Source organism: Bradyrhizobium sp. ARR65 (assembly GCF_000472385.1).
GTDB lineage: Bacteria > Pseudomonadota > Alphaproteobacteria > Rhizobiales > Xanthobacteraceae > Bradyrhizobium.
Genome location: NZ_AWZU01000005.1, coordinates 74,655 through 97,341, shown reverse-complemented (window position 1 = coordinate 97,341; position 22,687 = coordinate 74,655). Strand labels below are relative to the sequence as shown.

22 protein-coding genes are annotated in these 22,687 nt (G+C 62.6%); 10 read left to right on the top strand and 12 right to left on the bottom strand.

Annotated elements, in window-relative coordinates; translation table 11 throughout:
• Positions 1–19: 19 nt before the first annotated feature.
• On the bottom strand, positions 20–1,051 hold the full coding sequence (locus F758_RS0108265; RefSeq protein WP_024507426.1) for a GlxA family transcriptional regulator: 1,032 nt from the start codon (positions 1,049–1,051) through the stop codon (positions 20–22).
• Positions 1,052–1,328: 277 nt separating this feature from the next.
• Here F758_RS0108265 and F758_RS0108260 point away from each other — a divergent pair, with 277 nt between their 5' ends.
• Positions 1,329–1,913: a YdeI/OmpD-associated family protein gene (locus tag F758_RS0108260; protein ID WP_024507425.1), complete on the top strand. Its 585-nt coding sequence runs from the start codon at positions 1,329–1,331 to the stop codon at positions 1,911–1,913.
• 255 nt (positions 1,914–2,168) lie between these two features.
• Positions 2,169–2,729, top strand: a complete 561-nt coding sequence (locus F758_RS0108255) for a hypothetical protein (RefSeq protein WP_035721386.1) — start codon at positions 2,169–2,171, stop codon at positions 2,727–2,729.
• A gap of 278 nt (positions 2,730–3,007) precedes the next feature.
• Here F758_RS0108255 and F758_RS0108250 read toward each other — a convergent pair whose 3' ends face one another.
• The 4 genes from F758_RS0108250 to F758_RS0108235 form a co-directional block, all read right to left on the bottom strand.
• Entirely contained in the window at positions 3,008–3,295 is a 288-nt protein-coding gene (locus tag F758_RS0108250) for a hypothetical protein (protein ID WP_024507423.1), read from the bottom strand.
• A 20-nt stretch (positions 3,296–3,315) separates the two neighbouring features.
• On the bottom strand, positions 3,316–3,531 hold the full coding sequence (locus F758_RS0108245; protein WP_024507422.1) for a hypothetical protein: 216 nt from the start codon (positions 3,529–3,531) through the stop codon (positions 3,316–3,318).
• A gap of 1,026 nt (positions 3,532–4,557) precedes the next feature.
• Positions 4,558–5,208: a CoA transferase subunit B gene (locus F758_RS0108240; protein WP_024507421.1), complete on the bottom strand. Its 651-nt coding sequence runs from the start codon at positions 5,206–5,208 to the stop codon at positions 4,558–4,560.
• Positions 5,208–5,939 carry a CoA transferase subunit A gene (locus F758_RS0108235; protein WP_024507420.1) on the bottom strand — a complete coding sequence of 244 codons (732 nt, stop codon included), beginning with the start codon at positions 5,937–5,939 and terminating at the stop codon, positions 5,208–5,210. The genes F758_RS0108240 and F758_RS0108235 overlap by 1 nt, the downstream gene beginning before the upstream one ends.
• A 347-nt stretch (positions 5,940–6,286) precedes the next feature.
• Here F758_RS0108235 and F758_RS0108225 point away from each other — a divergent pair, with 347 nt between their 5' ends.
• From F758_RS0108225 to F758_RS0108210, 4 genes are all read left to right on the top strand, one after another.
• Positions 6,287–8,215, top strand: coding sequence for an AsmA family protein (locus F758_RS0108225; protein ID WP_024507418.1), 1,929 nt, complete (start codon positions 6,287–6,289; stop codon positions 8,213–8,215).
• 142 nt (positions 8,216–8,357) lie between these two features.
• On the top strand, positions 8,358–9,737 hold the full coding sequence (locus F758_RS0108220) for an ABC transporter substrate-binding protein (RefSeq protein WP_024507417.1): 1,380 nt from the start codon (positions 8,358–8,360) through the stop codon (positions 9,735–9,737).
• A gap of 63 nt (positions 9,738–9,800) precedes the next feature.
• A complete protein-coding gene (locus F758_RS0108215) occupies positions 9,801–10,676 on the top strand; it encodes a carbohydrate ABC transporter permease (protein WP_024507416.1) in 876 nt (291 codons plus the stop codon).
• A gap of 11 nt (positions 10,677–10,687) precedes the next feature.
• Entirely contained in the window at positions 10,688–11,539 is an 852-nt protein-coding gene (locus tag F758_RS0108210) for a carbohydrate ABC transporter permease (RefSeq protein ID WP_024507415.1), read from the top strand.
• A 144-nt stretch (positions 11,540–11,683) separates the two neighbouring features.
• Here the strand turns inward: F758_RS0108210 and F758_RS0108205 are convergent, their stop codons facing one another.
• The 5 genes from F758_RS0108205 to F758_RS0108185 all read right to left on the bottom strand — a co-directional run bounded on the left by F758_RS0108205 (position 11,684) and on the right by F758_RS0108185 (position 18,937).
• The gene (locus tag F758_RS0108205; RefSeq protein ID WP_024507414.1) at positions 11,684–12,517 is read right to left on the bottom strand and encodes an ABC transporter permease; all 834 of its coding nucleotides are present in this window, start codon (positions 12,515–12,517) and stop codon (positions 11,684–11,686) included.
• On the bottom strand, positions 12,517–13,431 hold the full coding sequence (locus tag F758_RS0108200) for an ABC transporter permease (RefSeq protein ID WP_024507413.1): 915 nt from the start codon (positions 13,429–13,431) through the stop codon (positions 12,517–12,519). The genes F758_RS0108205 and F758_RS0108200 overlap by 1 nt, the downstream gene beginning before the upstream one ends.
• The gene (locus F758_RS0108195; protein WP_024507412.1) at positions 13,428–14,627 is read right to left on the bottom strand and encodes an ABC transporter ATP-binding protein; all 1,200 of its coding nucleotides are present in this window, start codon (positions 14,625–14,627) and stop codon (positions 13,428–13,430) included. The genes F758_RS0108200 and F758_RS0108195 overlap by 4 nt, the downstream gene beginning before the upstream one ends.
• Before the next feature lie 113 nt (positions 14,628–14,740).
• Entirely contained in the window at positions 14,741–16,210 is a 1,470-nt protein-coding gene (locus F758_RS0108190; protein WP_024507411.1) for a glycerol-3-phosphate dehydrogenase, read from the bottom strand.
• Between the two features lie 36 nt (positions 16,211–16,246).
• A complete protein-coding gene (locus F758_RS0108185) occupies positions 16,247–18,937 on the bottom strand; it encodes a sensor domain-containing protein (protein ID WP_024507410.1) in 2,691 nt (896 codons plus the stop codon).
• Between the two features lie 223 nt (positions 18,938–19,160).
• Between F758_RS0108185 and F758_RS0108180 the strand changes: the two genes are divergently transcribed.
• Positions 19,161–20,264: an NAD(P)/FAD-dependent oxidoreductase gene (locus tag F758_RS0108180; RefSeq protein WP_024507409.1), complete on the top strand. Its 1,104-nt coding sequence runs from the start codon at positions 19,161–19,163 to the stop codon at positions 20,262–20,264.
• A gap of 118 nt (positions 20,265–20,382) precedes the next feature.
• Here the strand turns inward: F758_RS0108180 and F758_RS0108175 are convergent, their stop codons facing one another.
• Positions 20,383–20,568 carry a YdcH family protein gene (locus F758_RS0108175; RefSeq protein WP_024507408.1) on the bottom strand — a complete coding sequence of 62 codons (186 nt, stop codon included), beginning with the start codon at positions 20,566–20,568 and terminating at the stop codon, positions 20,383–20,385.
• 297 nt (positions 20,569–20,865) lie between these two features.
• Between F758_RS0108175 and F758_RS0108170 the strand changes: the two genes are divergently transcribed.
• The 3 genes from F758_RS0108170 to F758_RS0108160 all read left to right on the top strand — a co-directional run bounded on the left by F758_RS0108170 (position 20,866) and on the right by F758_RS0108160 (position 21,715).
• Positions 20,866–21,072, top strand: a complete 207-nt coding sequence (locus F758_RS0108170) for a YdcH family protein (protein WP_024507407.1) — start codon at positions 20,866–20,868, stop codon at positions 21,070–21,072.
• 161 nt (positions 21,073–21,233) lie between these two features.
• Positions 21,234–21,440, top strand: coding sequence for a hypothetical protein (locus tag F758_RS0108165; protein ID WP_024507406.1), 207 nt, complete (start codon positions 21,234–21,236; stop codon positions 21,438–21,440).
• 23 nt (positions 21,441–21,463) lie between these two features.
• Positions 21,464–21,715 carry a hypothetical protein gene (locus tag F758_RS0108160; protein WP_024507405.1) on the top strand — a complete coding sequence of 84 codons (252 nt, stop codon included), beginning with the start codon at positions 21,464–21,466 and terminating at the stop codon, positions 21,713–21,715.
• 141 nt (positions 21,716–21,856) lie between these two features.
• Here F758_RS0108160 and F758_RS0108155 read toward each other — a convergent pair whose 3' ends face one another.
• Positions 21,857–22,555, bottom strand: a complete 699-nt coding sequence (locus F758_RS0108155; RefSeq protein ID WP_024507404.1) for a GGDEF domain-containing protein — start codon at positions 22,553–22,555, stop codon at positions 21,857–21,859.
• Between the last annotated feature and the right edge of the window lie 132 nt (positions 22,556–22,687).

The following is a 22,687-nucleotide window of genomic DNA, read 5'->3' as shown; positions in this document are numbered from 1 at the left end:
AACGCCCGCCGGCCCGGGGTCAGCGGACGGCCGCGCTTGCGCCTGATGAGGCGCGGCTGCGGTCGTGGTGCGAAAACCGGCGCTGGTACTCACGCGGCGAGAGTCCAGTCTCGCGCCTGAACAGGCGACGAAAGGTCGAAAGGTCGCGATAGCCGACGCGCTCGCCGACCGCGTCCACCGTCAATCCGCCCTTCTGCAACAGCCGCTTGGCGACGTCGACACGCAGGCTCTGCAGGTACTGCAGCGGCGCCGCCCCGGTCGCGAGCTTGAAGCGGCGGTTGAGGGTGCGCTCGCTCACTGCGAGATGACGGGCCAGCTCGCCGAGATCGAAGCCCTCACGCAGCGACTTTTCCATGACGCGCCGCGCCCGAGCCACCAGCGCATCCGAATGCTGCGGCCCGCTCTCCATCAGAGCATAGGAGGCTTGCGAGGCCGGATTGGCCTCGATCAGCATCAGCCGCCCGGTCTCGGCTGCGACCTGCGGCCCGACGAACTTCTCGACGATGCGCAAGGCGAGATTGAGCGAAGTGGTGACCGCGGCGCTGCAGAGAATGTTGTTCTGCTCGGTCAGGATCTCGGCGACCCGCAGGTCGACTTGCGGATAGCGCTTTGCGAAGATTCTCGCCCTCGCCCAATGCGTGGTGGCCACCCCGCCATCGAGCAGGCCGGCCTCGGCCAGGATAAAGCTGCCGGTGCAGTAGGACGCAAGCAGCGCGCCGCGCTCGTGCTGGCGGCACAGCGCGGCGCAGAGGGGCGTCAGAATATCCGTCCGTGCGAAAAACCGCTCGATGTCCGCGACGAACGGCCCCGGCACGACGATCGCATCCGCAACCGCTCTTGCATTGATCGGTCCATCCGCGCTCACGAATTGGCCGGATGCCGTCCGCACCGGCTTTCCGTCAAGGGATTCGATCCGCCATTGCAGGGGCGGCTTGCCGGTGCGGCCGTTCCGCTCGCTCCAGACGGAATTGGCGGCCATGAAGACATCGACGATGCCCGCGACGCTGGACGCCAGAATGTCGTCGTACACCCACAGCCTGATCTGCGGCATGGCCCATGTCCGATATTGCCTGTACAAGGCAATTCTGCCATCGCCGCGCGCGGTGAACAAGCCCACAGCCTGGCCGAACCTGATGCTCCGCCCACGCGCAACAACCCGTTGCTTTTTTGGAGCGGACATCAGACGTAAGCCAAGGCGGTCGCCTCGGTCGAAAATGACCCAAAGCGGTCATGGAACCGTTTAGCGGCGGGGACGACAATTGCCCGTGTGGACCTCAACACGGATTCGGGCAGTATCGGTCCCGGTCGACAGAGAAGCAGGGCTCTTTATGACGGAAAAGCGATCAGGCTTGCCGGTTCTTGGCTTCGCGGATCAAAGGTCGTTCGAAAGATGGCTCGCGGTCCAACCAGCTGATGCGGCTGGCGTTTGGATTAAGTTCGCCAAGAAGGCGGCGACAAGAGCGAAACTCACGAAAGCAGAAGCGATTGACGCTGCGCTCTGTTACGGATGGATCGACGGAAAGCTGGAAAAGTATGACAACCAACACTGGCTTGTTCGCTTCACGCCACGGAAAGCGCGGAGCAAGTGGTCGGCGCTGAACCGCAACAGAGCGCTGACGCTCATCAAGGAGGGCCGCATGAGACCTGCGGGCTTCGCGCAAATCGAAGCCGCTAAGGCAGATGGTCGGTGGGAGGGCGCCTACGCCCCGGCGAGTCGGGCCGAAGTACCCATCGACCTCCAGAAGGCCCTGGACAACAACCCGAAGGCGTCCGCATTCTTTGCAACATTGAACAGTCGAAATCGCTACGCAATCCTGTACCGAATCGGCAACGTCAAAAAAGCCGAGACGAGGGCGCGCAAGATTGCGGAATTTGTAGCCATGCTCGAGCGTGGCGAAACAATCCACGGATAGGAAAGATGCTGATTATCGCATGCCGATCCCGACGAGCTAATCCCACATGATGCTCTTGCGGCGCCGCACTTGGTCCGGTTGTGGCCCTGAGCGGAAGCCCGGCCAGGGGGAGCTGATCGCTCTGCAGCGGCCAAATGGCGCGTTTCAGGTGGCCAAAAGGAGGCTAGAATAACCGTGTGCAAGCACCTCAATGCGGACGCCAGCCTTCGGCCACTCCGCGGCTGGCATCAGCAAAAGTCATGGGAGGATTTCGCGATGAAGTCGCTGGCCTATGCAACTCTATTTGCGTTCGCGCTTGCCCCGAGCTACGGCTTCGCTCAAGCGTCAACCGGCCACCAGATGACCGACGAAGAGCTGATTAAACTGTCGCTGTCGGCCGCGCCTGAGGCCATCGTCAAAGACGCAACGATCATCGCTATAGATCACGACGGCAAGATGCGGACATTGCGCCAAGGAACCGGGCAGTGGACGTGCATGCCAGGTCACGCCGATCCGGCCAATCCGGACCCGATGTGCGGGGATAAGAATGCGATGGAGTGGGCGACGGCCTGGATGAATCACAAGGAGCCACCGGCGAATAAGGTAGGGTTCATGTACATGCTCCGAGGGGACGGCGGTGCAAGCAACACCGACCCGTATGCAACAAAAGAAGAGCCCGGCAACAATTGGATCAAAACCGGCGCGCACGTGATGATCGTCGGCTCTGGCGCTAAGATGTTGGATGGTTATCCACGCGACGCGAAGGCAGACCCAACGAGGCCCTATGTGATGTGGCCCGGCACGCAGTACGAGCACTTGATGCTGCCCGTCCGCTGATCTCGCGGTTCCTGCGTCTGCATGGGTTTTTACGAGCGGCGGTGATTGATCCGTGCCGTTCTGTGCGGGGGCGCACGATGAAACGCGCGTCCCACCGGTATTGCTGCGCTGCATGAGTCGGGATGTGGCCCGAATGCGAAGCCCGGCAAGGCTCTAAAGTAGTCTGCTTATCGAGGTAGACCGGACAGTCGATCTGTGTTGGCTCGATCGCCGCTTGTGACCCCAACGCGGACATTGGTTGCGCCCCCGAGATCAACCTTTTTTAAGAGCGGTGCTGACTAGGAAACGTCCTTAGCGGATGCGATTGCGGCGCGAACAGCATTGCCCACATCTATGCTGAGACGCGCTCTTGCCTCGTTTTTGTCTTCGGCTTGTGCAACGAATGAGACCGCAGGCAAGACAATGGTAAGTACGCGTAAGATGGCTCCTTGTTCTATTTCTTGTTCCTCGTTGAGAGGATCCGTGATCAACGCCATCTTCTTCATTCTCTCGAAGATGCCGGGAGAGTTACTCTCCAAGGCCCCGATTGCTTCCTGGATCTGCTCGTCGGTATAGAACGTGCCCATGAAAATTACCTGCCGGTCGATCAAAAGCGATTGCGTTTCGGTGCTGGCACGCCGTGGAGCTTTTCGCGCTGACCTTCGAGCCAGACGAGGCGCTTCGTTGCGGACTTCTTGAGTGACGCCGACAGCCTCAATTTGCTCGCACGAAATTCGGCAATACTGATCCAGCCGTTAAGCTCGTTTAAGCTGAGTTTCGCGGCGTCTTGTTCGGTCTCTGGCGCTCTCGACCGCTCACCCATCTACCCAGGTCCCAAAGCCGCCTTCGTTCTTCGGTCTCGCTTGTTTTGCCGACTACCTAGCCCCAAGGGGTTAAGGAGCATCTGAACAGCCTCTATAAAGCTTGAGCGATTAGAGCGCCACGTCCGGCATTGGCCCATCGCGACATATTACATGCCCCACGACCTCGGCCGCTTTGTGAGTAGAGCGGACATAGGCATCGGCCTGGCGGCTCGCCGCCGTAGCGGCGCGACGCTTGGCCGTGCATGCAGGCGAGCCAACTGATTTGCCCGACGAGCCGTTTGCGCGAATTCCCGTCAAGCCCTTGATGCGGAAATTTTCTTCTTTTCCGAAATTCGGATTTGCCGTATTGTCGATATATCCCGCTTCGATTGCAGGAGGGGCGTATCGCGATCGTCACGAAACGCGAGGCGGGTTGCGGTGGACGCTGATTGTGCCGACAGACGAGCGGCACCTTCGCGTACGGTCAAGTCGTGTGGTCCTGGCGCGCCCATGCAGGCGCCAAGTTGGCGATGATGCTTGCGCATCGCGCCGGCGACGGTGGCAAACAAGCTGGTTCACCGAGGAGAGCGCGAAGTAAGCCGTAAACCACTGCGCAGGGAAGGCCGGAGTGTCTCCGTCTGTACCTGTGGTCAACGCGCGCCTCGCGCACCTTTTCTGCGCGGGGGCCCCGGGTGCAGCGGTCACCCGGCCTTCCCTGCGCCCTCTGGTTCAAGAGGGTAATGCTGATGCAAGACTCGGACGCGAACAGCGCCGCGAGAACGTGGGCTTACGTGCTTACGGTGGTCACGGCCCGCCACCGGGTCGGCACGAGACGCCGCCCGATGACAGGCTCCAGCGGGGCATCCAGTAGCTCATGCCGCTCGTTGTTGCCAGACAATGCGCGCCGCGGGTTACTGGATCGCCCGGTCGAACCGGGCGATGAGGGAGCTACTGGCTGTTTGAAAACTGAATCGGAAAATAACGACTTGTCGTCCCCGACAAGCGCGCCACCGACTGCTCCCGCCGCAGCACGGCCGATCGCTTCCCTACGCGTTCTTCAGCGCGACGCGGAATTCGGCTTCGGTCTTGGCCTTCACTTCGTCGAGGGTGACGCCGTCGGCGAGTTCGATCAGGGCCATGCCACCATCGCCGTGCTTGTCGATAGTGAACACCGCAAGATCCGTCACGACCATGTCAACCACGCGCTCGCCGGTGAGCGGCAGGGTGCACTTCTTCAAAAGCTTCGGGCCGTCCTTGGCGGAGTGCTCCATCACCACGACGACGCGCTTGACGCCGGCGACGAGGTCCATGGCGCCGCCCATGCCCTTCACCATCTTGCCGGGGATCATCCAGTTGGCGAGATCGCCGTTCTGGGCCACCTGCATGGCGCCGAGGATCGAGAGGTCCATGTGACCGCCGCGGATCATGCCGAAGGAGTCCGCGCTCGAGAAATAACTGGTCGAGGGCAGCTCAGTGACCGTCTGCTTGCCGGCGTTGATGAGGTCAGGATCCTCCTCGCCCTCATAGGGGAACGGCCCCATGCCGAGCATGCCGTTCTCGCTCTGCAGGCTGACGTCCACGCCTTCGGGGATGTAGTTGGACACCAGCGTCGGAATGCCGATGCCGAGATTGACGTAATAGCCGTCGCGCAATTCCTTCGCCGCACGCGCGGCCATCTGTTCGCGGGTCCAGGCCATCAGATTTCTACTCCCGTTGCGGCGGCCTGTGCGGGGCGTGGCCGAGTGTTGCGGAATTCGATGCGTTTCTTGGCGGTGCCGACTTCGACGATGCGCTTCACGAAGATGCCCGGCGTGTGGACATGGTCCGGATTGATCTGGCCGGCAGGCACCAGATGCTCGACTTCTGCAACGGTGACCTTCGCCGCAGTCGCCATCATCGGATTGAAGTTCCGCGCGGTCTTGCGATAGACGAGATTGCCTGCGGTATCGCCCATCCAGGCGTGAACGATGGCGAGATCGGCAAACAGGCCGCGTTCCATCAGATACTTCTCGCCGTCGAATTCCCGCACTTCCTTGCCTTCGGCGATCAGGGTGCCGACGCCGGTCTTGGTGAAGAAAGCCGGAATGCCGGCGCCGCCGGCGCGAATGCGCTCGGCCAACGTGCCTTGCGGGTTGAATTCGAGCTCCAATTCGCCCGCGAGATATTGCTGCGCGAACAGCTTGTTCTCGCCGACATAGGAGGAGATCATCTTCTTGATCTGGCGTGTCTCCAGGAGCCGGCTCAGTCCGATACCGTCGACACCCGCATTGTTGGAGACCACCGTAAGGTTCTTCACGCCGGAATCGCGGATGGCATCGGAGAGGGTTTCGGCGATGCCGCAGAGGCCGAAGCCGCCGGACATGATCATCATTCCGTCCTTGAGGAGGCCCTCGAGGGCGGACTTGGCGTCGGGGTAAACCTTGTTCATTGAATAAAGACCCGATAAAGAGCGGCACGAACGGCCCGCATTGGCAGGATTATTAGGCGAAATCTTCGCAGTGCGTCAATGACGGGAGGCCTTGCCCGGCATATCCGGTGCTCATGCTTAAGGCGAAGGCGGAACGCGATGCTCGGCACAGCGGCGCGCTGTCGGATCCGGGCAAAGCAGGCTGCAAAGAGGGCCGCCGCCGGCGTCCTCCACAGCGGGCGCATCGGCCTTGAAAGCGTCAAGAAAACCAATCAAGTTGCCGATATTGGCAGGGTCTCGGCGCGCCCTGCCCTCCCGGTTCAACCAGCGATCCGCGCGATCTACCCGATCAGAACATGGCATTGACGATGGCCCAAGGAATGAGGCGCCTGGGGACGCCAATCGTGGCGTTGCTCGCTCTCGCTTTGCTTGCCCTGACGGCCAGTTCCTGGTTGATCAACCGGGATACCCTGCGGCAGGCCGTGGAGATGCAGATCCGGTCCGTCACCGGGCTCGATCTCGTGGTCAACGGACCGATCGACATCTCGGTCTTTCCCGGCAGCTACGTGTCCTTCCACGACGTTGGCCTGAAAGATGGCGGCAGCAGCGGTCCGGCGCTGCAGGTCGACGTGCTCACCGCCAATTTGCGTCTGCTGCCGTTGTTGCTGCAGCGGTTCGAGATCGCTGATCTGATGCTGCTGCGTCCGCATATCCATGTGCTCCGCTTCGCCGATGGCGAGAGCAATTGGACCCCCTTCATCCAGAGCATTGCGCGGGCCATGAAACCGGGCGCGGAGAATCAGGTGTCGTTCTCGGAAATCCGCGTGCAGGACGGCGTGCTCAACTACGAGGATGCCGGCAACCACGCTTCCGAAAAGCTCGACGACATCGATCTCTCGCTGGCCTGGCCATCGATCTCACGTTCCTTTGCCGCAACCGGTCAGTTCGACTGGCGCGGCGAACGGGTCGACGGCTCGATCGGCATCGGCGACTTCGTCGCGGCGCTGTCCGGCGATCGCTCCGGGGTGAAGGCGCGGCTCTCGAGCGCGCCGCTGAAACTTGCCTTCGACGGCACGGCAGCCAATCGCACCAGCGCGATGATGGAGGGCACGCTCACCATCGACAGTCCTTCCTTGCGCAACGCCCTGCAATGGACCGGACAGGTGCCGCCCGCGGGCGGCGGCTTCGGCCGTTTCGCGCTGAAGGCGCGCGCCAATGTGGTCGGCGGATCGATCGCGCTCACCAATGTCAACGTCGAGCTCGACGGCAATGTCGCCGAGGGCGTGATGACCTATTCCGACAACGGACGGCAGACGCTGCAGGCGACGCTTGCCGCCGATGCCCTGGATTTCACGCCTTACATTTCCACCTTCCGCCTGCTCGCCAGCGGCGCGCGCGACTGGAATCGGCAGTTGTTCGATCTGAACGCGCTCTCCGCCACCGATCTCGACATGCGCCTGTCGGCGGCGCGCGTCACCGTGGGCCCGTCCAAGCTCGGCCACACGGCTTTCGGAGCCAATTTGCGCGGCGGCGCGCTGGCGCTGAGCGTCGGCGAGGCGCAGGTGTATGGCGGCATCGCCAGGGGGTCCTTCGCGGTCTCTCGCGCCGATACGGTTGCGGATGTGCGCGCGCAGTTCCAGTTCACCGACGTCGACCTGCAATCTTGCGTCGGCGAATTGTTCGGCATCAACAAGCTGTCCGGTCACGGCAATCTCAATGTCTCTTTGACGGCCTCCGGCTCGAGTCCGTTCGGCCTTGCGCAATCGCTCGACGGCACCGCGACGCTGACCGGTCATGATGGCGCGATCTCGGGATTCAACGTCGAGCAGCTCCTGAAGCGACTGGAGCGCCGGCCGCTGTCAGGCGGCGGCAATTTCCGCAGCGGCACGACGCCTTACGACAATCTCACGGTCTCGGTGAAATTCAGCGACGGCACCGCCACCGCAGAGGATGTGCGCATCGAGGGGCCGGGCTCGCGCGTCACGCTGAGCGGCACGGCCTCGGTGCCCGCGCGCGAATATGATCTCAAGGGCGTTGCCAGCCTCACCTCCGGCGCAGGCGGCGCATCCGCCTTCGATCTGCCCTTCGTGGTGCAGGGACCGTGGGATGATCCGCTGATCTTCCCCGATCCGGAAAGCCTGATCCGTCGCGCGCCGGCAGCGGCACCGCTGCTCGATGCCGTCAAGGACCACAAGACCCGTGACGCGGTCCGCTCGGTGATCGAGCGCTTCACGGGTGGACAAAAAGCCGCAGCCCCCGATGCTTCCGCCTCTGCCGACCCCGGCAAGACGAACTGACGCACAAACCCCAATACGTCGCACCCATCCGCGGGCTCATAGACCCAAGGTCTGACGCGATTGCCGCTAGATCGGTCCGCCGCCCTGAGCTAGTGTTTCATCCAACCGGTTAAAATAAATCGGCGATGAGAGGGAGAACGACGTGACATCCAGGGGTAAATTAGGGCTTTCGATTGTGTTTGCGGCACTGGGTCTGTTCGCCGCGGCACCCGCGAGCGCTCAGGACACGATCACGGTCTGGTGGGGCAAGGGCTTCTACAAGTCCGAAGACGATGCGCTCATCAATGTCGTGAAGAAATTCGAGGCGAAGACCGGCATCAAGGTCGAGCTGTCGCAATATGCCATCCAGGACATGATCCCCAAGACGGTGGCCGCGCTCGATTCCGGCACCGTGCCTGATGTCGCCTATTCCGACACATATGACGTGCAGGCGCAGGGCAAATGGGCCTACGAGGGCAAGCTCGAGGATCTCTCGGACATCCTGTTGCCGATGAAATCCGAGTTCGCGCCCAACACGCTGGAGACCACCTATCTCTACAACAACCAGACCAAGAAGAAGGCCTATTATGGCTTCCCGCTGAAACAGCAGAGCATGCACGTCCAGATCTGGAAGGATCTGCTGGAAAAGGCCGGCTACAAGCAGAGCGACATCCCGACCAAGTGGGAGGATTACTGGTCGTTCTGGTGCAACAAGGTGCAGCCCGCGGTGCGTAAGGCGACCGGCCAGCGCATCTATGGCATCGGCCAGCCGATGGGCGTCGAATCCACCGATTCCTTCCAGTCGTTCTACACCTTCATGGACGCCTACAACGTCAAGCTGGTCGACGACGACGGCAAGCTTCTGGTCGACGATCCCAAAGTCAGGGACGGCCTGATCCATGCGCTGAAGGACTACACCGACACCTATGTCAAGGGCTGCACGCCACCCTCCTCCACCACCTGGAAGGATCCGGACAACAACGTCGCCTTCCACAACAAGACGATCGTGATGACCCATAATTTCACGATCTCGATCGCGGCGAAGTGGTACGAGGACTCCACCAACCCGGCGCTGACGCCCGAGCAGCGCGCGGCCGGCAAGAAGGCCTATGAGGAGGACATCATCACCGCGTCCTTCCCCAACAAGCCCGACGGCACGCCGATCAAGTACCGCTCCGACGTCAAGACCGGCCTGATTTTCACCAACGCACAGCACAAGGCGCAGGCCAAGGAGTTCATCAAGTTCCTGATGCAGGAGGAAAACCTCGGCCCCTACGTCGAAGGCGCGTTGGGACGCTGGTTCCCGGTGACGGTCGCCGGCCAGAAGAGCCCGTTCTGGCAGGCCGACCGTCATCGCAAGGCGGTGTATGCGCAGTTCACCGGCGGTACCACTCCGTTCGACTTCACCAAGAACTACAAGTTCACCATTCTCAACAACGAGAACGTCTGGGCGAAGGCAATGAACCGCGTGGTGAGCGAGAAGGTCCCGGTGGACAAGGCGGTCGACGAACTGATCGCCCGCATCAAGGAAGTCGCGGGCTAAATTGGTCAAGAGGCCGGCCGCGCGGCCGGCCTCCATTCGGCGAGACGACAGGCGAATTGCGGCATGGCGATCACCTTTTCAGCTTCCGATTCCGCGACAGCAGGCGCACCACTGTCGGCGCGCCTGACGCCGCCGCAGGTCTGGGGCATCGTTCTGCTTGCACCCTACCTGTTGGTGTTCCTGGCCTTCGTGCTGTATCCCGTCGGTTACGGGCTCTGGCTCGCACGCCAGCCGGCGAGCTATGTCGCACTGTTTCAGGATCCGATCTTCGCGCGCGCCGCGGTCAACACGCTGATCTTCCTGGTGATCGGCATCAACATCAAAATGCTGATCGCTCTGTTCCTGTCCGGCTTCTTCGTGCAGGAGCGCCGCTGGATCAGATGGCTCTCGGTCCTGTTCATCCTGCCCTGGGCGGTGCCGTCGATTCCAACCATCCTGTCGGTGCGATTCATGCTCAATCCCGAATGGGGCGTGATCAACCAGCTCATCTTCAAGTTCACCGGCGATGACGGACCGAACTGGCTGAACGATCCCGCCGTCGCGCTCGCGATGGCGATCGGGGTTCACATCTGGAAATCGCTGCCGTTCTGGACGCTGATCCTGATCACCGGACGGCTTGCGATCCCGCACGATCTGTTCGAGGCAGCCGCGGTCGACGGCGCGACCTGGTGGCAGAAGTTCCGCTACATCACCTGGCCATCGATGCAGACGCTTTATGTCACCTGCACGCTGCTCTCGATGATCTGGACGCTCGGAGATTTCAACAGCGTCTACCTCTTGACCGGCGGCGGACCTGCCGACCTTACCCACGTGCTGTCGACGCTCGGCATCCGCTATCTCCGCCTCGACCAGCTCAATCTGGCGATGGCCTCGATCGTCTGCGCGATGCCGCTGGTGTTGCCGCTGGTCTATTTCATGATGAAACGGTTGTCGCGATGAAGCTCCCCGCGATGAAGCTCCCCACTTGGCGCGAGGTCACGACCGAGGCGCGGCTGTTGCTGATCGGCATTCCCGTCTTCATCTGGACCATGGTGCCGATCTATCACATGTTCCTGTTCGCAATCTCGCCGAAGGAGGACGCGTTCTCCGGCAAGCTGTGGCCGGACCATCCGACGCTGCACAATTTCGAGATCGTATTCCGCGAGCAGCATTATTTCCTCCGCGACTTCTACATCCAGTTCTGGAATTCCCTGGTGATTGCGGTCGCGGTCGGCGCGCTGACGCTGTTCATCGCCACGGCCGCCGCCTTCTCGATCTCGCGGCTGCGCGTGCCCGGCGGGCGCATGCTGATGAATCTCGCGCTGTTCACCTATTTCATTCCGGCGGCGTTCTTGGCCGTGCCGATGTACCGCACGATGGCGACTTACGGCCTGCTCAACAATCATTGGTCGCTGATCCTCGCGATGGTCACCATCGCCTCGCCCTATGCGATCTGGGTTTTGAAACAGTCTTCCGACAAGCTGCCGGTCGAACTGGATGAGGCCGCGGTGATGGACGGCGCCACCACGCTGCAGATCTTCCGCCTGGTCTATCTTCCTCTGATGATGCCCTCGCTGGTCGCGATCGGCACCTATGCGGTGCTGCTCGCCTGGAACGAATATCTCTATGCGTTCCTGTTGTTGTCGAACGACCGTGACATCACCCTGCCAGTGGCGCTCGGCAATTTCCTCGCCGCCGACGACTCGCCTTGGGAATTGTTGATGACCACCGGCTTCATCTACGCCCTGCCGCCGGCCGCGATCTATTACGCCTTCCGCCGCTACATGGTCGGCGGGCTCACCGCGGGTGCGGTGAAGTCCTGAACTTTGGGCGCGTCAATCCGGGGCGATGTGATCATCTAACGCTGATGTGCAATTGCACATCAGAGAATCTCGAGGTTCGCGTCGCAGCGTGTTATCGGGCCGCGCGTCCCGCGGACCCGGGGGACGCGCCCCGGAATGACGGGCTTACAGCGGCGCAGCGCTCTCGCCTTTCGCGCTCGACACCTTCGCGGCCAACGACGCGACTATGATGAGCACCGCGATCAGCGCGATCACGAGCGTGCAGATGGCGTTGATCTCGGGCTTCACCCCCAAGCGCACTTCCGAATAGATCCGGATCGGCAGCGTCGTCGAGCCCGGTCCGGTCGTGAAGCTCGCGATCACGAGATCGTCGAGCGACAGCGTGAAGGCGAGCATCCAGCCGGCGACAATCGCCGGCACGATCAATGGCAGCGTCACGGCGAGGAACGCGCGCGGCGGGTCGCAGCCGAGGTCCATTGCCGCTTCCTCCAGGCTCCTGTCGATCGAGGCTAGGCGCGACTGCACCACGACCGCAACGAAGCACATGGTCAGCGTCGTGTGAGCAATGCTCACGGTCCAAAAGCCGCGCTCGGCGTTGAGTGCCACGAACAGCAGCAAGAGCGACAGCCCGGTGATCACTTCCGGCATCACCAGCGGCGCATACAGCATGCCGGAAAACAGCGTGCGCCCCTTAAAACCGTCCCCGCGCGACAGTGCGACCGCGGCAAGCGTACCGAGCATCGTTGCAATCGTGGCCGAGGTCGCAGCCACCCGAAAACTCATCCACGCTGCCTCGATCATGGCGGCGTCGTTGAAAAGTTCCCGGTACCATTTGAGCGACCAGCCGCCCCACACCGTCACCAGGCGCGAAGCGTTGAAGGAATAGATCACCAGAATGACGATCGGCAGATAGAGAAAGGCCAGCCCCAGCGCAAGCGAGGCGATGTTGAAGCGCGAGAGCTGCCCCGCCTTGCCGGCGGTCACTGCCGCGGCCGCCATTACTTGACCTCCTCAAATTGCCGCCGCTGCAGGCGGTCGTAGACCAACAAGGGGATGAGCAGAAGTACCAGCAGGAATACCGCCGCGGCGGAAGCCACGGGCCAGTCCTTGTTGGTGAAGAACTCCAGCCACAGCGTCTGTCCAATCATCAGCGCATTGGAACCGGCCAGGAGGTCGGGAATGACGAACTCGCCAACGATCGGGATGAAGCAGAGCAGCACGCCCGCGGCAACGCCGGGCAATGACAGCGGGAACGTCACCAGCCAGAACACCTTGAATGGCGAAGCGCCGAGGTCGGCGGCTGCCTCCTCCAGCGCCCGATCCATCTTCGCAAGCGTCGCGTAGAGCGGCAGGATCATGAAGGGCAGATAGGAATAGATAATACCGAGATACATCGCGCTTTCGGTCGAGAGCCAGACCACCGGCTGCGACACCAGATGCAACGCGAGCAGCACGCGGTTAAGCAGGCCATCGTGCTGCAGGATGTTGATCCAGGCATAGATGCGAATCAGAAACGAGGTCCAGAACGGTACGATGACGAGCATCATCGCGATCCCCTGCCAGCGCCGCGGCAGCCGCGCCATGCCATAGGCGATGGGATAGCCGATCAGGAGCAAAATCCCGGTGGAGACGACGGCGACGAACAGGCTGCGCAGATAGGATAGCAAATAGAGATCATCGGAGATCAGCAGGCGGAAATTGTCGAGCGACAGCGCCGCGAGCGCATCGCCGATCGCCGCCAGGCCTGCGGTCAGGTCGAACGCCGGCGTGTAAGGCGGCTGCGCGATCGCGGTCTGCGACAGGCTGATCTTCATCACAAAGCCGAATGGCACCAAGAAGAACAACACCATCCAGAGATAAGGCACGATCGCCGCAAGCCGGGCCGGACGGGTGAAAATGGCGCGCGCGCTCATTGGTCCAGCATCACGCAATCATCCGGCGTGAACCAAACCACCACGCGTTGGCCCAAGCCATAGGCATCCACGTCGAGCCGTGTCGTATTCGACATCGAGGCCCGGACCACGGCGCCGGAATCCAGCTTCACTTTGTAGCTCGTGGTGCCGCCGAGATAGCTGACATCGGAAATGACACCCTCCAGGCGGTTGACTGCATGCGCGCTGGCGACATCCACCGCCGGTCCCTGGCGCGACAGTTTGAGTTTTTCCGGGCGGATCGCGACCGCAACATTCGCCTTGCCGATCGCATCGCGCGGCTCGACGACCGCGAGCGTTCCGGCATCGCGCGTCGCAACCGTCAGCCGGCTGGTTTCGCGCGCTTCGATCTTTCCTTCGAAGACGTTGATGTCGCCGACGAACTCGGCGATCCAGCGCGACCTGGGCGCCTCATAAAGCTGCCGTGGCGTTGCGAGCTGAGCGAGTCGGCCGGCATTCATCACACCGATCCGGTCCGCGACCGTCATCGCCTCGTCCTGGTCATGGGTGACGATGATGAACGTCATCCCGAGCCGCCGCTGCACTTCCATCAATTCGGCTTGCGTGCTTTCGCGCAGCTTCTTGTCGAGCGCGGCGAGCGGCTCGTCGAGCAGCAGCAATTGCGGACAGCGCGCGAGCGAGCGGGCGAGCGCCACGCGCTGCCGCTGACCACCGGAGAGCTGGTCGGGCCTGCGCTTCTCCAGCCCCTTGAGCTTGACCAGCGCCACCATCTCCGCCACCCGGTCCTTGATCTCGGCGCGCGACAGGCCAGCGCGCTTCAAGCCGAAGGCGATGTTGTCGCGCACGGAGAGATGCGGAAACAGGGCATAGTTCTGGAACATCATGTTGACCGGACGCTCATGCGGCAGCACTTGCGCGATGTCGCGGCCGTTCAGCAGCATCCTGCCTTCATCCGGCGTCTCGAATCCGGCCAACATGCGGAGCAGCGTGGTCTTGCCGCAGCCGCTCGGGCCGAGAAGCGCGAGGAATTCGCCGGCGCGGATATCGAGCGAGACGCCGTCCACCGCGCGGACGCCGCCGAATGCCTTGACCACACCTTCGATGCGCAAGAGCGGCATGCCGACCGCGTCAGGCAGGGACGATTCCGGCTTGCCCAGCTCCGCCGCGGGCGCGCCCGGCTCCGTTTCGTCATGGGTTCTTGCGAGTTCCTCAGCCATCATCCCTTTCGACCCCACTCTCGTCCGCACGCTAGCGGCGCATGGGCCGCGGCTCAACCATGACGAACCGGTTTCCTCGCACTTTGAACGGAGGAGTAATGTCGCGCCCCGATTCAGGCTGCCGCCATGAACGCGGCAAGCGCCTCGCGATCCCTCGCCTCCATGGTCAGGCCGAGCTTGGAACGCCGCCACAGGACGTCATCGGGGAAGCGAGCCCATTCCTTGGTCATGAGATAGCGCACTTCGGCTGCCGTCAACTCCGGCCCAAAGGCCTGCCCAAGATCGTCGCGCCGTTTGGCGCCAACCAATACGGCCGGCAAGCGCGAGCCGTAGGCGCCGACCAGGCGCTGCGCCTGGGCTTCGCTGAGAAAGGGCCAGCGCTCACGTGCTGCATCCACTTCCAGGTCGAAGCGGTCCCAGACGAAATCGCCGCCCGGCAGGCTCGCCCTTGCGGTCCAGCGCGGCGACATCGGGTAGAACGGCGTGAGTAGCGAGACCGCCCGCTCGGCGCGCCGCCGCGAGGTGGTGATCTCGCCGCCGAACATCGTGACCAGGGGCGCCCAGCGCCGGCGGCTGTCCAACAGCAGCATGCCATCCGGCGGCACGCCTCCGGCGCCTTGCGCGGCGATCAGAGTGACGCCAGAGACGGCCCTGACCACATCGGCCGGATGGAGTGGCTCGCGGAGATAGCGGCTGACGGCATCGCACAGATAGGCGACGTCGGCGGCCGGCATGGCCACGATGGCTGGATCGCCCGCGAAGGCGTGGGCAACCGTGCCGACCAGGGTGAAATCGCGCTCAAGGGGACTTGCGAAAATCAGCCGGCCGTCGCTGTGCTGGAACACATAGACATGGTCGGTGTCGAACAGACGGCGGACGATGATCTGGCTCACCTGTGTCGCGCTCACCTGCCGCGGCGGCGGCTGGCGCAGGGTCGTTTCGGTCACCGACGGTGTCCATGCGCCCGCCGTGTTGGCGAGCGCCCTCGCCGTGATCACCTGGCGGTGGCCGCGATCGATCACCACCAGGCGCCAGATATCGGTGCGCTCGGCGCGAACGCAGCGTGCGCCGGTCCGGATCGCGGCGCCGCGTTCGGCAGCATCGAGCGCGGTCAGAACGACGAGGCGGCTATCGTCTACCAGGCAATCCGAATATTCGAATGCGATGCCGAACGGCCGCTTCAAGGGGTTGCCGATCGGATGATGAGTGACGTCGACGGTGCATGACCCTGGCGACGCGGTTGCGGCGCCGAGGCGGTCGTAGAGCAAAAGCCCGGCGCGCAATAGCCATGGCGGTCGGGCGTCGGGATGGAAGGGAATCGCGAATCGCGTCGGGCGTACCAGATGCGGCGCGTTTTTCAGCCAGAGGGCCCGCTCCGCCAGTTGCGTGCGGACACGCCAGAGGCGACCAGCTTCCAGCAGCGAGAGATCGCCGTGGACCAGCCGCGTGCTCGCGCCGGATGCGCCGGATGCCAGGTCCCCCTGCTCGAGAAGAATCACCCGCAAGCCGCGGCCGGCCGCGTCGCGCGCCATGCTGACGCCGTTGAGCCCGCCGCCGATGATCGCCAGATCGTAATCCGCCATGCGCCTGTTGGGGTGGTGTGAGGAATCAGGCCACCACTAGCCGGTCTTGCGCACTGGCTCCATGACATTGGCATTCTCGCGGCCAACGAGGGTTGCATATTGCGCGATCGGCAATGGCTTGCCGATCAGGTAGCCCTGCACGGCGTCGCAACCTTCGCTGGCCAGGAAACCGAGCTGTTCGGATGTCTCCACGCCCTCGGCGACCAGCGACATCTCCATGCCATGGCCGAGGTCGATGACCGCACGCACGATCGCCGCCGATTGCGGGTTGCGGCCGAGATTGATGACAAAGGCGCGGTCGATCTTGATCTTGTCGAAGGGGAACGCCTGCAGATAGCTCAAGGACGAATAGCCGCTGCCGAAATCGTCCATCGAGACGCGCACGCCGAGCGCCTTCAACCGCCGGAGCAGCGCCAAGCCGCGGTCGAAATCCTCGATCAGCACGCCCTCGGTGATCTCGAGCTCGAGCCGGCCGGGCGCCAGCCCCGTCTCGATCAAAATCGAATGCACGAGTCCGACGAGGTCGCCGTGCATGAACTGCGCCGGAGACAGGTTGACGGCGATCTGCAGCGGCGTCGGCCATGAAGCGGCCTCTCGGCAGGCCTCACGCAGAATCCATTCCCCCATCTCGACGATCAGCCCGCTCTCTTCCGCCAGCGGAATGAAATCGCCAGGGGAGATGAAGCCACGCGCGGGATGCATCCAGCGCACGAGCGCCTCGAAGCCGATAATCCTGCTCTCGGCAACGCTGCCGGCGGCCGATGCGAGCGGCTGGAAATACAGGGTCAGCTCGCCGTTTTTCACCGCGACCGACAGATCTTGGTGCAGCACACGGCGGTCGCGTATCTGCTGGTCCATTTCCGGTTCATAGAGGCTGATCGAGCCGCGCGACTTCGCTTTAGCTCTGAACAGGGCGGCGCCGGAATTTGCGAGCAGCGAGGCGGCGTCGTTGCCGTTATGGGGAAACACGGAGATGCCCGTGGTCACGCCGGTTCGGACCATCTTGCCGTCGATGACGAACTCCTTGCCCAGCACTTCGGCGAGCTGTTCGGCGAGCAGCATGCCGGAAGCGGGCTGCTGGCCGTCGATGATCAGGCCGAATTCGTCGCCGGACAGCCGCGCCACCACGCCGCCGCGTGCGACCGCCTGGATCCGGTGCGCCACCTCGATCAGGAGCTTGTCTCCGGTGGCGTGGCCGAACACGTCGTTGACTTCCTTCAGTCCGTCGAGGTCGACGCAGAGCACGGCGAACTCCTCGCCGGTGCCGGCGCAGGCCTCGATCATCTGCGTCAAGGCCTGCAGGAAAGCGGCGCGGTTGGGCAGATCGGTGAGGCCATCGTGATAGGCCATATGGGCCATGCGGGATTCGGTCTGCCGGCGGTCGGTGACGTCCTCATGGGTCTTGATCAGATATTGCGGGTGCCCCGCCTCGTCCAAGACGGTTGCGCGGCGGGTCAGGAACAGGCGCAGACCGTCCTTGGTCGAGATCGGATGCTCCTCGGTGATCAGCCCGCGTTTCCTGATCGCGGCCTCGTCACGCGCGATGATCAGCTTGGCTTCCTTGGCGTTGAAAATATCGGCAGCGGTCAGCCCCATGGCCTCTTCGCGCCGGCGGTTCAGGATGATTTCGGCGCTGCGGTTGGCCAGCAGATAGCGCCCGTCGCTGACACGCTCGACGATCAGCGAGACCGGAATGTTGTCGACCACGAGCTCCAGGAACTTCTTCGCGTCCTCCAATTCGCGCGACAGCGAACGGCGGTCGGTGACGTCCTCGAACAGCGCGATCAGGAATTCCGGCTCGTTCTTCTCGTTGCGTGCGATTACCCGGTTGGAAGCAAGCACACGCTTCTGCTTGCCGCGCTCGACCAGCAGCTCGCTGCTGTAATGGCCGGTCTGCGCCTCGAGCGCGGCGCGATCCGCAGCCTCGATGCCCGCCGCGGTATTGGGCGTGAAGATCTCCTCGGCACGCTTGCCGACGATGTGATCGCGAGGGAAACGCGAAAAGCGCTCGAAGGCGCGGTTGGCGAAAATGTAGCGGCCGTCCTCGATGCTCTTGGCGGCCACGCAGACCGGCACGTTGTCGAGAACCGATTCCAGGAACTGCTTGGTCGAGGCAAGCTGGCGCGACAGCTTGCGCTGCTCGCTGCAATCCTCATGGGTTGCGATCGACCCTCCGTTCGGGAGCGCAAAATATCTGGCGAGCACGCTGCGCCCGCCGGGCAGTTGGGTGACGAGGCCTTCCGGCCGTGCCGCATAGCGGTAGAAATCATCGATACTGACGTCGAGCAGCCCGAGTTCGCGGCGGATCGCCAGCAGATCCCGTGCGGTCATCCCCGCCTTGAGCTCGGATCGCGGCATGCCATAGAGCTCGAGATAGCGGTCGTTCAGGTAAACGATCCGCCCCTTCGGGTCGGTCATGACAACGCCGTGGCTGAGGCTGTTCAGCGCCGAGCTGATATAGGCCGTGCGCCGCGCCTGCGCGCGCTTGACCCGCCGCAGCGCCGAATGCGTCCAGAGCGCGACCGCCGCAAGAAAGGCGCTGAGCACGATCGCTCCGATCGCGATTTCCCAGGCAACGTCGGGCGAGACGCCTAACCGCGCGGCCGGGATCGGCTCTTCGGAGAATGCCCATGCCGACGCACACGGCGCGACAGCGGCGGCCAGGCACAAAAGGACCTGCGCAGCGATCACAACTCTGCCGCTAACCTGGCAGTTCTTGTCAGCCATTATTCACCCGCGGATTCAACCACGGAGTGTCTGGCTTGACCGGTTTGGATCGGGTAAACGCGTACCCGCATAACCTCCAAATGTGACTCAAATTACGGCAATTGCCCTGACATGATTACCAGTCCCTTAACAGCAGCTCTGATGGATGGCGTGCTGTCACCGGTTCCGCGCAATCGCCCCAGCGCCAGCGGATACAATCAGCCCACGGGACCCCGGACGATCCATGGACAGGGTTGAGTGCGTCGTTGTCGGCGCGGGCGTCATCGGCCTTGCCATTGCGAGACGCCTTGCCCTTTCCGGCCGCGAAGTCATCGTGCTGGAGGCCGCCGAGGGAATCGGCACCGTCACCTCCTCCCGCAACAGTGAAGTGATCCACGCCGGCATCTATTACAAGGCGGGAAGCCTGATGGCGCGGTTCTGCGTGAGCGGCAAACGCGCGCTCTACCGCTACTGCGCCGACCACGGCGTGCCTCACCGCAATTGCGGCAAGCTGATCGTCGCGACAAGCGGCAAGGAAACCGACAGGTTGCAGTCGATCCGCGCCCATGCCGAGGCCAACGGCGTCGACGACCTGCAACTTCTGTCCGGCGCGGCGGCGCGGGCGCTGGAGCCGGCGCTCGCTTGCGAGGCGGCGCTGCTCTCGCCCTCCACCGGCATCATCGACAGCCATGCCTATATGCTGGCCTTGCGCGGCGACGCCGAGGACGCGGGCGCGGCCTTCGCCTTTCATACCCCGCTGCTTCGTGCGCGCGTGAAAGGCGATCGCATCGAAATCGACGCCGGCGGCGACGCGCCGATGACGCTGGAATGTTCGCTGCTGATCAATTCGGCCGGCCTTTCCGCGCCGGAGATAGCACGCAGGATCGAGGGCATGCCGCAGGAGCTGGTCCCGACGCCCTATCTGGCCAAAGGCAATTACTTCAGTTGCAGCGCGAGGGCGCCGTTCTCGCGTCTCATCTATCCGGTGCCCGAGCCCGGCGGGCTTGGCGTGCATCTCACGCTCGATATGGCGGGGCAGGCGCGTTTCGGTCCTGACGTCGAGTGGGTCGACCATATCGACTACGCAGTGAATCCGGCACGTGCGGAACGGTTTTATCCGGCAATTCGAAAGTACTGGCCGACGCTGCCGGATGGGGCACTGATGCCGAGCTATTCCGGGATGCGTCCGAAGATCGTGCCCCCATCAGTCGCCGTGCAGGATTTTGTGATTCAAGGGCCGCGCGATCACGGCGTTGGCGGATTGATCAACCTGTTCGGAATCGAATCGCCGGGGCTCACATCATCGCTCGCGATCGCCGACCATGTCGGCGAACTCGCAAGCAAATAGCCCCACACGCGTCGGCGCGGAGCTATGGTTGATGAGTGGTGAAGGGAAGAAGTCGCCGCGATCCGCCCGGATAGCGAACCGCCTCTCCGGGCCGATCCGCGGATTTTACAGTGCAGAGTTAGTGTAAGGTCTCGTCGCTTTGATTCTTCAAGCGCTCGATCTGGTCTTTCACCATCAGTTTCCGGCGCTTCAGTTCGGCTATTTCCAGGTCGTCCGTTGAAAGGTGTAGAAGGGCTTCGTGCAACTCGTTTTCAAGGATTTTGTGTTTCCGCTCCAGTTCAACGAGATGTGCCTGAATTGCCATTCGAAACCTCCTCGGTAGGATGAACCTCAAGATTCGATCGGGACGGCGAAGTCTACACCAGTCCCGGTATCTGTCGATGGGGATCCGAATCAGTGCCGTCATTTTTGACTGTCATGCGTAACGAAGCGTGAGCAAGGAACCGGATGCTCCTTCCGCTTTCGGAATCACAGGCTTGGCTTGTTCTCATGCGCGGCACCACGTTTGGCGGCTTGCGGAAGACGGCTGCAGGGTTGATATTTCCCACAGGCTTTCCACAGCCTTTCGCAACCTCATCGCGTTTTTCGGCTATCGTGCAACATGACCAACGAAGATGAGCGCGAACTCCAGGCCGAGCTCGCCCGATTGCAGCAAGAGCATCGCGATCTCGATGCGGCCATCGATGCCCTGCATCAATCGCCCGCGCCGGACTTGTTGCGACTGCAACGCATGAAGAAGCGCAAGCTGCTGTTGCGCGACCGTATCGCCTTCATCGAAGACCAGATCACTCCCGACATCATCGCGTAGGCCCGCGCGGCGGATCGCACCGGCGCCTGATCCTTAAAGCCTTCAGCTCGATTATTGGGCCAAAGATTTTCTCGTCGCCGCGTTCGTCGGCAGGTTTTTCTCGCTTGACTCCGAAAGAACAAAAAGAGAACATTACAGGAGGTCGAGCAAGGATCATCAGCATGTCCGTATCACCTTTCGACAACAGCCATTACGAAGAGGCCTGCGATCAGGCGATTGCCATGTGCGACGGCAACATGCGTAGCACCATCAAGGCGCTGATCATGGCGAACGAATATCTGGAAGCTGAGCTTGCGGAATTGCAGGCTGCGATCTCGTCCGGCTGTATGCCGAAAAAGCTGACGGGCTCCACAAGCAGTGCCGCGTGATCCTTCAAGACGGGAGCGAAGCGATGGCTGATGTCACCTACTATGTCGCAATGCCTTTCGCACAGGACGACGGCGGCGCGCCGATCGCGGGCGCCGCCGAGGAATGCCAGAGCCCCGCAACCGCGCTGCGGCGTGCCGAGCTGTTGTCGCGGCTGCCCGGCAATATCGGCGCGGTGGCGTTCAGCCGCAGCGGCGACCCGATGCTCGGCGAGTTCAGCGACGCGCGGCTTCTACAAAAGTTCGGCCGCGTCCCAGATGATCTGGGCGAGCTTTAGAGCGCGATGAGATCATGTTGAATCGTCATCGCGCTCCTAGCTTTCGTTAGAGATGATTCCCCGGGTCGAGCCCGAGGGCATGTTTTCGGAAAGCCGCTGCACACTTTGCGCTACCGCGACCCTCCGGGTCCGGATCATGCTCTAAAGCGCAGCCTTTTCCTCCTCGCGGCGCCGTTGCGCCTTGCGCAGGTACATCGCAGCGTCCGCTGCTTCGAGCGCGCGCGCTGCATCCGTGTGCGGCCCCAGGATGGCAACACCTGCCGATGCGCCGGCCGTGACGGTGCGTCCCTGAAACACGAAGCTCAGCTCATCGATGGACTGCTCCAGCGAGGCAGCCTTGGCCCGCGCATCGGTTTCGCTCAGATTCCATAGCAGCACTGCGAACTCGTCGCCGCCAAGCCGCCCGACAACGTCGGATGCCCGAACCTGCCGGCCAAGCGCCGTCGCCACCGCCTTGAGCACCTCATCGCCTGCGGCGTGCCCGAACGCATCGTTGATCGGCTTGAGGCGATCGACATCGAGGATGATCACCGCGCCGGTGGCTTGGTAGCGCTTGATATAGGCGATGGAACGGTTGAGCTCGCGCTCGAAGCCGCGCCGATTGAGAATGTTCAGCAGGAAATCGGTTTCGGCCGAGGCCTGCAGCTCCTCGATCCGCCTGTGGGCCTGCGCAAGCTGGGCCTTGAGCTGTCGGATGGTCTGTTTGGCACGGTCGGTGGTTGCAGGTGAACGGCCCTTCGGGGGGATTTTGCGCGGTGGCCTCTTGGACCCGGTTCCGGTTCCTTTGCGGCGCTTCTTTACGGCAGACGGGCGCGCCCGTGCCCTGGTCCTTTTTTTCATACATATCCTTAACTGCGGCACGCCGATGAGGCTTGCCGGGATGAGCCGAGACAGGATAGTGCATTCCCCTTCCTTTGCCACGCCTTGCCGCTGTCGGGCCTGAACCTATACTTAGGCCTATGTTTCTGGATT